General features: G+C 64.2%; 16 protein-coding genes. 5 read left to right on the top strand and 11 right to left on the bottom strand.

Annotated features, from left to right (window positions below; genetic code table 11):
• Positions 1-46: 46 nt before the first annotated feature.
• Positions 47-1,114, bottom strand: coding sequence for an aldo/keto reductase (locus YU3_RS0111430; RefSeq protein ID WP_027166373.1), 1,068 nt, complete (start codon positions 1,112-1,114; stop codon positions 47-49).
• A 118-nt stretch (positions 1,115-1,232) separates the two neighbouring features.
• Positions 1,233-1,769 (bottom strand): hypothetical protein, encoded by a 537-nt coding sequence (locus YU3_RS0111435; RefSeq protein ID WP_245273481.1) that lies wholly within the window; start codon positions 1,767-1,769, stop codon positions 1,233-1,235.
• A gap of 304 nt (positions 1,770-2,073) precedes the next feature.
• On the opposite strand from YU3_RS0111435, the gene YU3_RS39215 reads away from it, so the two are divergent.
• A complete protein-coding gene (locus YU3_RS39215; RefSeq protein ID WP_084508044.1) occupies positions 2,074-2,238 on the top strand; it encodes a DUF1127 domain-containing protein in 165 nt (54 codons plus the stop codon).
• 112 nt (positions 2,239-2,350) lie between these two features.
• Here YU3_RS39215 and YU3_RS0111445 read toward each other — a convergent pair whose 3' ends face one another.
• A complete protein-coding gene (locus YU3_RS0111445) occupies positions 2,351-2,857 on the bottom strand; it encodes a DUF1993 family protein (protein WP_027166375.1) in 507 nt (168 codons plus the stop codon).
• A gap of 140 nt (positions 2,858-2,997) precedes the next feature.
• On the opposite strand from YU3_RS0111445, the gene YU3_RS0111450 reads away from it, so the two are divergent.
• The gene (locus YU3_RS0111450; RefSeq protein WP_027166376.1) at positions 2,998-4,047 is read left to right on the top strand and encodes a DUF1176 domain-containing protein; all 1,050 of its coding nucleotides are present in this window, start codon (positions 2,998-3,000) and stop codon (positions 4,045-4,047) included.
• Positions 4,048-4,057: 10 nt separating this feature from the next.
• Here the strand turns inward: YU3_RS0111450 and YU3_RS0111455 are convergent, their stop codons facing one another.
• The 7 genes from YU3_RS0111455 to YU3_RS0111485 form a co-directional block, all read right to left on the bottom strand.
• Entirely contained in the window at positions 4,058-4,870 is an 813-nt protein-coding gene (locus YU3_RS0111455; RefSeq protein WP_348631168.1) for an alpha/beta fold hydrolase, read from the bottom strand.
• A gap of 275 nt (positions 4,871-5,145) precedes the next feature.
• Complete coding sequence (locus YU3_RS0111460) at positions 5,146-6,762, bottom strand: molybdopterin-binding/glycosyltransferase family 2 protein (RefSeq protein WP_027166378.1); 1,617 nt, start codon at positions 6,760-6,762, stop codon at positions 5,146-5,148.
• Positions 6,759-7,463 (bottom strand): XdhC family protein, encoded by a 705-nt coding sequence (locus YU3_RS0111465; protein ID WP_027166379.1) that lies wholly within the window; start codon positions 7,461-7,463, stop codon positions 6,759-6,761. Before YU3_RS0111465 ends, YU3_RS0111460 begins: the two co-directional genes overlap by 4 nt.
• A gap of 6 nt (positions 7,464-7,469) precedes the next feature.
• Positions 7,470-7,808 (bottom strand): XdhC family protein, encoded by a 339-nt coding sequence (locus YU3_RS0111470; RefSeq protein ID WP_027166380.1) that lies wholly within the window; start codon positions 7,806-7,808, stop codon positions 7,470-7,472.
• A gap of 66 nt (positions 7,809-7,874) precedes the next feature.
• A complete protein-coding gene (locus YU3_RS0111475; protein WP_027166381.1) occupies positions 7,875-9,125 on the bottom strand; it encodes a VWA domain-containing protein in 1,251 nt (416 codons plus the stop codon).
• Positions 9,126-9,130: 5 nt separating this feature from the next.
• The gene (locus YU3_RS0111480; RefSeq protein WP_027166382.1) at positions 9,131-10,054 is read right to left on the bottom strand and encodes a MoxR family ATPase; all 924 of its coding nucleotides are present in this window, start codon (positions 10,052-10,054) and stop codon (positions 9,131-9,133) included.
• A 29-nt stretch (positions 10,055-10,083) separates the two neighbouring features.
• Positions 10,084-10,578 (bottom strand): flavin reductase, encoded by a 495-nt coding sequence (locus YU3_RS0111485; protein WP_027166383.1) that lies wholly within the window; start codon positions 10,576-10,578, stop codon positions 10,084-10,086.
• A gap of 192 nt (positions 10,579-10,770) precedes the next feature.
• Here YU3_RS0111485 and YU3_RS0111490 point away from each other — a divergent pair, with 192 nt between their 5' ends.
• Both YU3_RS0111490 and YU3_RS0111495 read left to right on the top strand, forming a co-directional pair.
• Positions 10,771-11,856, top strand: a complete 1,086-nt coding sequence (locus tag YU3_RS0111490; protein WP_027166384.1) for a branched-chain amino acid ABC transporter substrate-binding protein — start codon at positions 10,771-10,773, stop codon at positions 11,854-11,856.
• Positions 11,856-12,872, top strand: a complete 1,017-nt coding sequence (locus YU3_RS0111495; RefSeq protein WP_027166385.1) for a P1 family peptidase — start codon at positions 11,856-11,858, stop codon at positions 12,870-12,872. The genes YU3_RS0111490 and YU3_RS0111495 overlap by 1 nt, the downstream gene beginning before the upstream one ends.
• Positions 12,873-12,879: 7 nt before the next feature.
• Here the strand turns inward: YU3_RS0111495 and YU3_RS0111500 are convergent, their stop codons facing one another.
• The gene (locus tag YU3_RS0111500) at positions 12,880-13,137 is read right to left on the bottom strand and encodes a DUF2171 domain-containing protein (RefSeq protein ID WP_027166386.1); all 258 of its coding nucleotides are present in this window, start codon (positions 13,135-13,137) and stop codon (positions 12,880-12,882) included.
• A 188-nt stretch (positions 13,138-13,325) separates the two neighbouring features.
• On the opposite strand from YU3_RS0111500, the gene YU3_RS0111505 reads away from it, so the two are divergent.
• Complete coding sequence (locus tag YU3_RS0111505; protein WP_027166387.1) at positions 13,326-13,847, top strand: hypothetical protein; 522 nt, start codon at positions 13,326-13,328, stop codon at positions 13,845-13,847.
• The last annotated feature ends 50 nt before the right edge of the window (positions 13,848-13,897 follow it).

Raw genomic sequence — 13,897 nt, forward strand, 5'->3', positions numbered from 1 at the left:
CGTCTCCATCCCCCTGTTCTTCTTGTCTTTTCTCAACGACTCCCGGTCACGGACAAGGATTGCCGACACGCTGGTGGATGGCGTCGACCGCCTTTTGCATCTCTTGCGTCCAGGTGACGTTGGCCGAGGACAACGCCATATCAAGCTGCGCGACGCTGGTCGCGCCGACGATGTTCGCCGTCACGAAGGGCCGGCTCGCCACATAGGCGTTGGCGAAGAGTGCCGGCTCGAGGCCGAAGAAGCGTGCCAGCTCATTGTATTCAAGCTGAACCTCCGCCGCGTTCGGCGTCTCATAACGCTGGCCGCGGTTGAAGAGCTGCGAGCGCGAACCCTGCGGCCGCGCGCCGTGATCGTATTTGCCGGTGAGATAGCCCTGCGCCAACGGCGAATAGGGAAGAAACGCCATCTCCTCGCGCTCGCAGACTTCGGCGAGATTCACCTCGAAAGTGCGGTTGACGAGGTTGTAGGCATTCTGCAGCGAGGCGACGCGCGGCCCGGCGCCCTTGTCGGCCTCGGCGAGGAAACGCATGACACCCCAGGAGCTTTCGTTCGACAGCCCGAGATGGCGGATTTTCCCAGCCTTCACCAGTTCCCCGAAGACGGCGAGCGTTTCGGCGATCGGCGTTTCGCCGCCGGGCGCGGTCGCGGCGTCGGCCCGGCGCCCCACCGCTCCGATGCGCGTCGGGTTCGAGCCCCACGGAATGTCACGGTCCGGCCAGTGGATCTGATAGAGGTCGATATAATCGGTGCCGAGCTTCGCCAGCGACTTCTCGACCGCGTCGAAAATGTCGGCTCGCACCAGCTTCGACGGACGATCGCCGCGGAACCATGTGTTGGCCGTGCGGCCGACCACTTTCGAGGCGAGGATGACCTTGTCGCGGTTGGCGTTGGCCTTGATCCAGCTGCCGATGATCTTCTCGGTTCGCCCTTGCGTCTCCGCTTTGGGCGGGATCGGGTAAAGCTCCGCCGTGTCGATGAAATTCACCCCCCGCGAAAACGCCAGATCCATCTGCGCATGGCCTTCGGCTTCGGTGTTCTGCTGACCCCAGGTCATCGAACCGAGACAGATTTGCGAAACAAGGAGATCGGTCCGACCGAGGCGGCGTTTGTGCATGGAATGTCTCCGGCGGGAGGTCTTGCGCGGCTGCGCGGGGAGGAGGTTCAAGCATAAAGCATAGGCTGGAGTTTCTCCAAGCCCAGTAACCTCAGACTTTTAAGTGAATTCCGCGCGGCTAGCGCCGGGTGGCCGCCAGCGCCCGCCGCTTTGCCTCGTCGATCAGCATGTTGGCCACTTGCATGCGGATCATGGCGCGCTGGCGCAGATGCGGGGCGACCCGGTCCGGATGGTTGGCGAAGGCGAAATTGCGGCGGATGCGGCCGAGATCGGCATTCTTGGCCGGGCGGTCGAGGCCGAGCTCGCCGGCAATCGCTTCGGGATCGATTGGCGGCAGCTTTTCCTCCGGCCGATGCTCTTCGCCGGCAAGCGCCAGTTTTGCCTGGTCGAGAAGCGCGGCGAACTCAGCGGCAAGGTCAGCGCCTGACTCGCGATATTCGGCGGCCACGCTCTCGCCCGCGACCTTAATACGGCCGGAATGCAATTCATCGGCCACCGACAGATAGTCGAACGGGATCGACGGCCGGGCGCCCTCTTCGTCGCCTTTCTCCGAGGCGACGATCAACTCGTCGAGCAACGATGCGAAATCGAGCTTGTTCCCGGTGCCGATCTCAGCCTCCCTGTGGTGACGGCATGCGTTGATGCCGCTGACCATAGGGCGCTCTCGTTAAAAATGAATTCTGGCGACGTTAACCATTGCCGGCTTTACGCCCAAGGGCTGCCGGAGACATCGAATAAAAAGCCGGACTGCATTTTCGTGCAGCCCGGCAAGGTCGCCAGGAGTGGCGAGGAAAAAGCCAGCCATGTGCCGGCACCGTGCCTACGGTCGAGCCTGCCGAAAAGTTTCACGGAAAATCGAAAAATTCGTGTGGCATGGCAGCTATGCAATTGCTGCACTGCACAATTTTTACAAATCACGTATACTGTGATCTCGGGAGGACCAACGGGGCAACTTAGTCATGGGGTTCTTCACTGAAATGTTCGCTCGTCCGAGGCCGCAGGAACACCAGCGTTACCGTACGGCGCTCGCGCTTCTGAATGCGATGAGCAATAGAGATCGCGCCGATATCGGCATCAAGCCGGCGGATTTTCCGCGCATTGCGCGCGAAATGTCGATCCGCTGATACATGTCGCCCGAAAGCGTGCCGCAGTTTCGGGACAACGACATGCATCAAACAAGGTTCGGTCGGCAAAGCGGTTTCCCGGCGGCGCCGGGAAACCTAAATCATTGTCCTGTCAACGATTTCCCAGAAAAATCTGCTTGCTGAGCGGCACGCCATTGTGGCGCAGGATGTCGTAGGCCGTTGTGACATGGAAATAGAAGTTCGGCATCGCCAGGTGCAGCAGGTATTGCAGACCGGGCAGCGTGGTTTCGCGTCCGCCGAGCCTCACTTCGACCGTCCTGTCCTCTGATCCCTCCAGATCGGCCGCGGCGAACGACGCCAGATGATCGAGCGTCTTGGCGATTCGAGCCTGTAGTTCGGCAAAGCTCGCTTCATTGTCCTCGTATTTCGGCACCTCGCGGCCGGCGAGCCGCGACGGCGCACCCTTGGCATGGTCGGTGGCGATCTGGACCTGCCTCGCCAAAGCGAACATGTCGGGCGCCAGCCGCGCCGTAAGGAACACCTGCGGGTCGATCTTGCGCTCGTCGGCATTCTGCTCCGCCGTTGCCAAGACGCTGGCCAGTGCCTTCAGCCGAGCGGAAAAGACGCCCACGGATATGTCGTACATGGAAATGGTCACGGCTAATCTCCCAGGCGGCCCCAGCGCCGCGGGCCGTGACCTAGCGCCTCCGGCCACGATTCTTCAAGCAGTCATGTCTCGGCGTCACCGCGTCGCCGCAATCGCGATGGTAGTATTTTCGTTATCGAGGGGAGGATTCGATGAAAAGCGCCACTTTCGCAGCGACTGTTTTCTTTTCCCTGGCTGGCCTGACACAGTCTGCCTGGACGGCTGACGCCCCTTACATTGATGACAGGTCCAGCGCTGATGCGGTCGTCCGCTCGCTCTACAGCGCCATCAACCGCCACGAATTCGCCCGCGCCTGGGGTTATTTCGGCGATACAAAGCCGGCAAAGGATTTTGCTGCTTTCGTCAAAGGCTATGACGGCACCGACACGGTGGACGTGAAGACTGGCGCCGTATCGGACGAAGGGGCGGCCGGCAGCATCTATTACAATGTCCCGGTCGCCATCCAGGCGACCGACAAGAAGGGCGACGCTAAGGTTTTTGCCGGCTGCTACACGGTCCGCCAGGTCAATGCGCAGATCCAGGAGCCGCCCTTCCAGCCGATCTTCATCGACAAGGGCGCGCTGAAACCGTCGACCGAGGATTTCGACAGCGCCGTGCCGGCAAGCTGCGGCGACGGCCCGCCGCCGCCCAAGAAGGACGAGGCACTGGAACAGGCCAGGAAAGCTTTCCTCGCCACCTACGGCGGCCAGTGCGACAAGGAGGATCCCGAGGGCAAGCCGGTCGGCGAACCCACAGCCCACTCCATCCACTATAAGGACAAGGACGCTCAGCCCAACGATCCGGAGCGCGAGACGCGGCTGTTCCGCTTCTTCTGCTCGATGGCCGCCTACAACGAGACGGCGGTCTACTACATCGCTGATGACGTCAACGGCGTGACCCAGTTGCAGTTCACCGAGCCGGAGCTCGATATCCGCTACGAGAACAACAACAGCGAAGGCAAGGTCGAGTCGATCCACATCATTGGTTTCAAGACCAGCGGCTGGGCGACCAACTCAGACTATGACGACAACACGAAAACCATCACTACATCCGATAAATGGCGTGGTGTGGGGGATGCCTCGTCATCGGGAACCTACCTGTTCCGCAACGGTGATTTCTCGCTCGTCCAGTTTGACGTCGACGCCTCCTATGACGGCGAGCAAAATCCGCAGACGGTCATCGACTACAACAGCGCGCCGTAACACCGGAAAGTCACGGCGCTTTCGTCAGCATCCAGTTCAGCGTGCCGCGCCAGTCGACCATGCGGATCGGCGTGCCATGCGTGCCGGTCTCGAAGCGCACGAAGCGGGTCGGATAGGACTTCTTGGCGAGGATCGAGCGGAAGAAGGCTTCCTGCTTCTCCACCGGGAAAACCACATCGTGGCTGCCTTGGCCGAAGAACACCGGCACGCGGCGCTTGAAGGCGGGGCTGGTCAGAAAGCTGTCGTCCCATAGCGAGCCCAGCAGCAGCAGGCCGTTGATGCGCCCGCCCGTATCCTTGCGCGCGGCGAGCTTCCAGCAGATTATGCCGCCCATCGAGCCGCAGGCGACGAAGATTTTCGCGCCAGGCGATGTTTGGGCATAGTGATCGATCAAAGCAGCCACCTGCGCCGCGCCATTGTCGCCGAAATCGGGGAAATCCGGCGAAAGATAGAGCCCGCCATTGCCGGCCATCAGGTTCTTGATGCGGTTGAAATTGCCGCCGAAAGTGAAGTCATCGGCGCCCTGCTTGCGACTGCCGCCCTGCCCATGCAGGTAGAGCACGATGATGGAAGCGCCTTCCGTCCTGCCCACCGCGACATGCCTGATATCGCCGGCATCGCTCTTCAGCATCAGGTCCTGCTGGACCTTGCGCACGCCGGGATCGGTATACTGGGCACGAACGCGTCTTTCCGGCACCTCATCGCGCTGGTTGATGTCGCGCATCTCGTGATAGTCGAGCACGGTGTAGGCGCCATTGTCGCTAGTGGATAGCGCCGCCGGATAGGCGAAGAGGTCGTCCTTGAACGGTTTCAGAGACGACATGTCGGCGTTGGCGGCAGAAGAAAATAAAAGCATTCCTGCGAGGGTTGCGCGGCACGCCCCCCTCTGGCCTGCCGGCCATCTCCCCCTCAAGGGGGGAGATTGGCAGCTTCCGCGCCGGCACTCTTTCCCGAACGATAGTGATTGGCGAAAGCCGTGGTGACATCCGATCTCCCCCCTTGAGGGGGAGATGGCCGGCAGGCCAGAGGGGGGTAAGCGCTGACGAAACAGGGAAAGCAATGACATGTCTCAGCCATGCGGAATTCGGCTTCGGTTTGTCAATCCTGCAGGACGCCGCCCGCCCCTTCCAGCGCCTCGCGCGTGTCGACGTCGATCGAGGCGGCCTGTCCGATCTCGACATCGATGACGTCGAGCCCCTCGGCTTCGACCAGATGGCGCGCGCCGGTATCGCCTTCGAGTTGCGCGACGGCCGCGAAAAGCGATCGCGGCAAGAGCACCGGATTGCCGCGTTTGCCCTGGTGCGAGGCGCGCACCACGGCGTGACCGCCGGAACGGCGGAACGCGTCGATCAGGCTGTCGAGATCCTTCGACGAGACGCCGGGCATGTCTCCAAGCACGATCATGGCGCCGGCCGCGTCGGGCGCAACCCGTGCGATGCCCGCCTTCAGCGACGAGGCCAGGCCATCGGCGAAATCCGGATTGTCGGCGAGTTTCACCTCAAGGCCGCCAAGCGCCGAACGCACGCGTTCGCGCTGATGCCCCGTGACGACGATGGTATTTGTCGCCTTCGAGCCCAACGCGCGCGCTGCGGTGCGGCGCACCAGCGGCTCGCCATCGAACAGCGCGAGGAGCTTGTTCGGCCCGCCCATGCGGCTCGAACGGCCGGCGGCCAGAAGCACGATATCGACCTTCAGCGCAGCCCTTGCCGGCTGCGGCGCAGGCTCGCGCGGCTGCGGCCTGGTCGGGATTTCCATCAAGAGCCCGCCGACGCCCATGCCGGCAATATCGCCAGCCGTCACCTCGAGCCCGGCAATCAGGCGGTCCAGCACCCAGTCGAAGCCATTCTCCTTCGGACTGCGCGCACATCCAGGTGCGCCGACGACGCGCTTGCCATCGAGCGTTCCCAGCACCAGCAGATTACCGGGATCGACCGGCATGCCCGCGCGGATGACGGTACCCCCGGCGCGTTCGATCGCAGCCGGCACGACATCGGCGAAATCGCTCATCGCCGAGGCGCCGAAGATCACCACCATGTCATTGTCGCGCGCCAGCGCGGTCGCGGCCGCCGCGACCGGCGCAACCTCATGCGGCGTGCGCCGCTCGGCGGTCAGCCGTCCGCCGGAGCGCGCCAGCCGCGCCTCGGTGACGCGCAGCGTCTTGTCGAGCACGCTCGGCTTGATGCCGGGAAGCACCGTCTGGATGACGCCGACATTGATGGCGCGATAGGCATTGACGGCAAAGATCTCACCGCCGGCACAAATCTCCCCCACTCTGTCCACCAGGCTCACGGCGACGGCAAACGGGATGATCTTCACCGTCGCCACCATCTGGCCTTTCTCGACCGGCGCGTGTTGCGCCAGCGTCGCGATGGTGATGGTCGGATCGACGGCATTGATGGCGTCGATCATCCTGGCGTCGACGGTAAAGACGCCTGCGGCCCCTGCATGCAGGTTCACCCGCCCGGTCGCCGCCGGCTTGACCTCGATGTTGCGGCGGCTCATGCCGGTCGCGATCTTGGCGGCAGCGGCATCCTCGCCGAGATCGTCCCGGCCAAGAACCGCCGCGACGACTTCGCCGACGCCCGCCGCCTTGAGCGCCGCGACATCCTCGCCGCTCAGCCGGTGCGCCTTGCGGAACCGCTTTTCACCGGCGGCCGTCGCATGCGCCAGCACCGCCCCTTCCGCTTCATCGATCGGAACCGGTCCGAATTTCACGCCACGGCGCCTTTTGCTTCGAGACCGCGCGAGCGGAAGGCGTGGATGGTTTGCGCAAGCACGGCGACAGCGATCTCGGCTGGGCTGGCCGCGCCGATATCGAGACCGATCGGCGCGTGGATGCGGCCGATCTGGTCGGCGCCGGCGCCGAGCGCCAGCAGGCGTTCGACACGCTTGGCGTGGGTCTTGCGGCTGCCAAGCGCCCCGACATAGAAACACTTAGCGTCGAGTGCCGCCTTCAGCGCGAAATCGTCGATCTTCGGATCGTGGGTGACGGCGGCAAGCGCGGTGTAGCTGTCGAGCGGCGCGCGCGTCAGCACATCCTGCGGCCATTCGGCATGCAGCGCGACGTCGGGAAAGCGTTCCGGGGTGGCGAAGGCGGTGCGCGGATCGATGATCTCGACGGGATAGCCGGCTATCCTGGCCATCGGCGCAAGCGCCTGGCTGATATGGACCGCGCCGATCACCACGAGGCGTGGGCGCGGCAGATGCGCGTTGAGAAAGAAGGTCCGTCCTTCCGCCTCCACCGACCTCGAATTGCCGGTGCGGAACGCGCTGGCGATCGCCGCTCCCAGATCGCCAGCCACCGCATCGCCCTCGCGCACGATGCGGTCGCGGCCATCGCCGAGGTCAGTGACCAGCACCGCGGCGCGGCGGGCGCGGCGTTCTTCGTTCAGAGTCCTGAGAACATATGGATCCATCAATGATCAGCCCAGCCGCTCGACATAGACCTTGATGCGGCCGCCGCAGGAGAGCCCCACCTGCCAGGCGGTTTCGTCGGCAACGCCGAACTCCAGCATCCTGGCCTTGCCCGAGCCGATGACGTCCATCGCCTCCGTCACCACGGCGCCCTCGACGCAGCCGCCGGAAACCGAGCCATGGAAATTCCCCTCGGCGTCGATGACCAGATGGCTGCCGACCGGACGCGGTGCCGACCCCCAGGTCTCGACCACGGTCGCGATGGCGACATCCTTGCCGTCCTTCATCCAGCCTTCCGCGATGATCAGGGGATCGCGGGTCTCATCGAGATAAATGCTCTCATCCATCGTCGCTTCTCACAAAGTCTGTTTTTCAAGGGGAACTTTAGTTCTCCCCTACGAGGGAACATATGGCTACGCGGCGCGCCTCCCGCCAGTTTGCAGCCAGCGGCGCGGATCGACCGCAGCCGCCGGCCGCTGGTCGAGCGAGGCGCAAAGGTCGGCCAGCGCGTCGAGATTGTGAACCGCCCGGAACTCATCGACATGCGGCAGCATCGCCTTGACGCCGCGGGCCCGCGCCTCGAAGCCGTCGAAGCGCAAAAGCGGATTGAGCCAGATCAGCCGCCGGCAGGATTTGTGCAGCCGCTCCATCTCCTCCGACAGGCCGCTGACGTCGTCGCGCTCTAGCCCATCGGTGATCAGAAGCACCACGGCGCCCTGCCCCAGCACGCGCCGCGACCACAGCCGGTTGAATTCGGCGAGCGTATCGCCGATGCGGGTGCCGCCCGACCAGTCCTTCACCGCCGCCGAGCATTCGGCAAGCGCCTCGTCCGGATCGCGATGGCGCATCTGGCGGGTCAGGTTGGTCAGCCGCGTGCCGAAGACGAAGGCATGCACGCGGCGGCGCTTCTCCGTCAGGGCATGCAGGAAGTGCAGGAAAATGCGGGTGTACTGGCTCATCGAGCCCGAAATGTCGGCCAGCACCACCAGCGGCGGATGCACTTCGCGCGGCGAACGGAATTTCGGCAGGATAAGCTGGCCGCCGGTTCGTGCGGCCGAGCGCATCATGGCGCGCGGATCGATGCGGCGTCCCTGCGCGTCGGCCCTGAAGCGTCGCGTGCGGACAAGATCGAAGGGAAGCCGCAAGGCCATGATCGCCCTTTTGGCTTCGGCCATTTCGCCGGCGTCCATCTGGGCAAAGTCCTTAGCCCGCAGCACCTCGTTGCCGGAAAAGGTGAGGCGCGCATCGACTTCTATCTCCGGCACTTCCCGCACCGGCTGGTTTTTGTGGTGACCTTCGAACATCGCCTGGCTGACGCGGTTCTCGGCCGCCCGCGGCTTTTGCTTTTCGCGATCGTCGGGCGCCACCGGCGAAAACATCGCCAGCAGCTTCTCGATCAGCTCGCGCGACTTCCAGAACAGACGGAAGGCCTCGTCGAAAACGGGATGATCTTCATGCCGCGAGACGAGCACCGCATGCAGCGTCCAGTAGAAATCGTCGCGCGAGCCGATGCCGGCGGCAAGCACTGCTTCGATGGCGTCCTTCACCGAGGCCGGGCCGACGCGCATCCCGGCCTTGCGCAAGGCGCGGGCGAAATAGACGATGTTGTCGGCGATGCGTCCGTCGGCAAGCGCCTCCCTGGGTTCCGGACGCGGCACGGGCATGGCGCCTACTCCGCCGCCGAAAGCTCGGCCTTCACCTCATTGAGGATCCGCCGGCCCTCGCCCTCGCCGATGCGGGCGATATCGTCCTGGTACTTCAAAAGCACGCCGATCGTGTCCGACACGGTCTCCGGATCGAGCGCCACCTTGTCTAGTTCGGTGAGCGCGCCGGCCCAGTCGATGGTTTCGGCGACGCCGGGCACCTTGAACAGCTCGACCTGGCGCAGCTTCTGGATGAAGGACACGACCTCCGCCGACAGCCGGCGGTTCGCCTGCGGCACCTTGCGCCGCACGATCTCCAGTTCCCGCTCGGCGTTCGGGTAGTCGACCCAGTGATAGAGGCAGCGCCGCTTCAGCGCATCGTGGATCTCGCGCGTGCGGTTGGTGGTGATGATGACGATCGGCGGCTCTTCCGCCTTGATCGTGCCAAGCTCGGGAACCGTAACCTGGAAGTCCGACAGGATCTCGAGCAGGAACGCCTCGAACGCGTCGTCCGTGCGGTCGAGCTCGTCGATCAGGAACACCGGCGCGGCGCCCGCCTTGCCGGTCAGTGCGTCGAGCACCGGGCGGCGGATCAGGTATTTTTCGGAAAAGACGTTGCGCTCCATGTCGGAACGCACGACCTTGCCCGCCGCCTCCTCCATGCGGATCTCGATCATCTGGGCGGCATAATTCCACTCATAGACGGCCGAGGAGACGTCGAGCCCTTCGTAGCATTGCAGGCGGATCAGCCGGCGGCCGAGCGCGTTGGCCAACACCTTGGCGATCTCGGTCTTGCCGACGCCCGCCTCGCCTTCGAGGAACAAGGGCCGCTTCATGCGCAGCGAAAGGAACAGCACCGTTGCCAGCGAACGGTCCGCGACATAGTCCGCGCCAGTTAAAAGATCGAGCGTTTCGTCGATCGATTTGGGCGCAGGGCGCGGCGCGGTCATCTTGTCTCCGTGGATCCCGCCCGCCCGTTTCAAAGAAAATGATAGCCGCGGTTGTGGTAGATCAGCGGCCGCAAATTATCGCCGATGCGCAGGCCTGTCACCTTGCCAAAAAGCACACGATGGGTGGCCAAATCCTTGCTGTCGATAATCTCGCAGTCGAATACGGCCAGCGCGCCTTTCAACGTCGGCGCGCCGGTGGAGATCACATCCCACTCGGCAAGCGCGAAGCGCTCGTCCGCCGGCAAGCCGGTGATGCCGGAAAAGCCGACCGAGACGGCTTCCTGGTCCGAGGCCAAGGTGTTGAGCGCGAACTTGCCGTTTTTGATGAAAGCCTCGTTCTTGGCGTTCTCGCGGTTGAGGCAGACCAGCACCGTCGGCGGCGTGTCGGAGACCGAACAGGCGGCGATCACCGTCGCGCCTCGTTTGCCGGCGGGCCCGTCCGTCGTCACCACATGCACGTGGCCGGCAAAATGCGCCATCGCATCGCGATAGTGCTGCGGCCCGATGTCGTTGATCTTCAGCACCCGATAATCCACCTGTCAGAACAAGCTCGTTATATATGGCGGCATATTGCACGTCACAAGTTGCATAGCACGGGCGAAGTGCTTGACCGCAATCCGCAAATTCGCGTGTTGCGCGGCGCTTAGCCAGCCTTTAGGTCTTTGCTGCAATAGTGTCGGGACTATACGCCCGGCACGGAGGACCTCTTCGCCCGAATGCGCCTTTTGACGACGACAATAGCCGCGCTGACGACGGCGACAGCCGCGTTGTTTTGGCTGGCCGCGAGCGCTGACGCCGAGACGCTGGTCGGCGTTGCCGCGCCGCTTTCCGGCCCGTCGGCGATCCTGGGCAAGCAGGTCGAAGCCGGCGCCGGCCTGGCGGCGGAGACCAACGGCATCGCGATCAAGGCCGTGGACGATGCCTGCACCGCCGATGGCGGCGCCGCGGCGGCAAAAGAATTCGTCGAGGCAAAGGTCAATGTCGTGGTGGGCTTTCTCTGCACCGATGCGATCGAGGTCGCTCTGCCGATCCTGAAGGACGCCAACATTCCGGTGATCGCCGTCGGCGTGCGCACCGAAAGCTTGACCGACCGGCGCGCCAAGACCGGCTGGGAGGTCTACCGGCTCGGCCCGCGCGGCGACGACGAGCGCAATGCGGTCGCCGCCAAGCTCATCCAGCTCTGGCGCGACGACCTGTTCGCCATCATCGATGACGGCACCATCTATGGCCGCGAGATGGCCGAGACTTTTCGCGCCGCGGCCGAACAGGCTGCCTTGAAGCCGGTCTTCACCGACACTTTTAGACCGCAGCTCGACAACCAGATCGGGCTGATCGGCCGTTTGAAGAAGGCCGGCGCGACCAAGGTGTTTGCCGGCGGCGACGGCGACGACATCGCGATAATGGGCCGCGACGCCGCCCAGCTCAACGTCGGCATCACCTTTGCCGGTGGCGAAAACCTGCGCACGCCGCCGGGCGATGTGCCCTACGCCGTCGGCACGCTGATGATCGCGCCACCGGAATGGTCGGAGGTCGCCGACCCCAAGATCGTGCAGGCCTTCGGCGCAAAGAACATTGCGCCGGACGGCTACACGCTGCCGTCCTATGCGGCGGTCGAGATCGCCAAGGCCGCGCTGGCCGGCGCGGAAAGCTCCGGCCAGCCGCTCAATGAAGCACTGACCGGCCATGATTTCACCACCGCGATCGGCACAATCCGCTTCGACGACAAGGGCGATCTCAGCCAGAACCCGTTTCGCGTCTTCAGCTTCGACGGCACGCATTTCGTACCGCTGGAGGACAAGTGATGTTCCGCACCGGTCCGCGCAACCTGATCACCGACGTTGCGGGCTTGAGCGTCGGCAATGCCGCCGACGCCAGGCTGAAATCCGGGGTCACGGTGGTGCTTTGCGACGAGCCTGCCGTGGCCGGCGTGCAGGTGCTGGGCGGCGCGCCGGGCACGCGTGAGACCGACCTGCTCGAGCCGCAGAACTCTATCGCGACGATCCATGCCGTCGTCCTGTCCGGCGGCTCTGCCTTCGGCCTCGATGCGGCCTCGGGCGTGCAAGCGGCGCTGCGCGAGAAAAACATCGGCGTCGAGGTCGGTGGCTTCCGCGTGCCGATCGTGCCGGCCGCGATCCTGTTCGACCTGCGCAATGGCGGCCACAAGGATTGGGGCCGCTATCCGCCTTATCGCGAGCTCGGCTATGAGGCTGTGCAGGCGGCAGCGGTAGATTTCGCCGTCGGCACGGCGGGTGCCGGCACCGGCGCGCTGACTTCCGGGCTGAAAGGCGGACTGGGCTCCGCCTCGACCGTGCTCGACAGCGGCGCCACGGTCGGCGCGCTCGCCGCCGTCAACCCGACCGGCTCTGTGACGGTCGGCCGCGGCCGCCATTTCTGGGCAGCGCCCTTCGAGATCGGCGACGAGTTCGGCGGCCTGGGCTATCCCGCTCCACTGCCTGAAGACGCCAGGAAGATCCTTTTGAAATACCGCGACAGGCGCGTCGGCGGCGAGGCCGAAGGCGGCAGCACCACCATCGCCGTCATCGCCACGGACGCCGTCCTGACCAAGGCCGCGGCCAAGCGACTGGCGATTTCGGCGCATGACGGCTTCGCCCGCGCCATCTGGCCGACGCATACTCCGGCGGACGGCGATCTCGTCTTCGCATTGGCGACAGGCAGAAGCGGCATCGAGCTCGATGCCGATGCCGCGATCGACTTGTTCGCGGCGGCCGGCGCGACCATGGCGCGCGCGATCACCCGCGGCGTCCACGCTGCGACGCCCGCCGACGGCGATCTGTTTCCCGTCTGGTCGTCGCGTTGACGGCCAATCAAGTCGGATCGGATTTTTCTTCCTCGAAGGTGACGGCGACATCCGAATTCGCCGACAGCCATACCTTCTGTCCCTCGATCTCGGCGACCAGGGCGAGCGAAATGTAATGGTGATGGTTCTTGTGCGAGCCCATGCCGCTGTCGGCCTTGGTCAGCTTGATCCGCTCACCCTCGACCTTGTCGACTGTGCCGATATGGACGCCATCGGCGCCGATCACTTCCATATGTCCGCGTATCTTGCTGATTTCGGTGCTCATGCTGGTCCTCCGCTGGATGGCGATTTGCCCTTTCGGATGCGAGACGGCCGACAATAACAAATGAACGCCGGATTGGATGCATTGCGCGGCACGTCTCGTTCACCATGGCGTGATAGGCATGACGCGCATGAGACAGACGTCAAACCAATGAAGCCCGGTTACGCGGCGCGCGATATGGCTTGCCGCCTATGACGCCTCTGCAGCAAGCCCCCTTGCGCAACGGCGTCAAGGATCTGTTGCGCGCTGCTGTTCCGCCGGCAAGCGAGGCTGCTGCTGGAAGCTTGCTCTGGGGCATCGCCATGGGCGCCAGCGCGCTGACAAATCTGCTGGCCGCCTGGGAAACATCCGACCGGATCCGTTTCGTTGCGCTGCTTTATGTCCTTGGCGGCATGCTCGCCTTCCCGGCTGGGCTGACGCTCGCCAGGCTGGTTTCTCGCGGCCGTCATTGGGAAACAGCCTTCGCCGCGGCATTCGTATCGCTTCTGGCGGCGACACTGGCCTTCACCGGCGGCCTGTTCGCGCTGCAATATCGTTCCTATTACGCCGAGTGGCATGCGCCGGCGCTCACGCTGACCTGGGCATTCGAATTCGCCTTCACCATGCTGACCGCGCTCTACCAGTTCGTCGTGCTTGGCGTGCGGCTCTATTTTCCGCTGGGTTTTGCAGCGCTTGTCGCGGCAAGCATCTGGTTTGCGCGGCAGCGGCGTTGAGCATCGGGCCTGCCTCTGTTAGGACGCAGCCAACGCTTTTCCCAGCAGGA

Source organism: Mesorhizobium sp. WSM3224 (assembly GCF_000427725.1).
GTDB lineage: Bacteria > Pseudomonadota > Alphaproteobacteria > Rhizobiales > Rhizobiaceae > Mesorhizobium.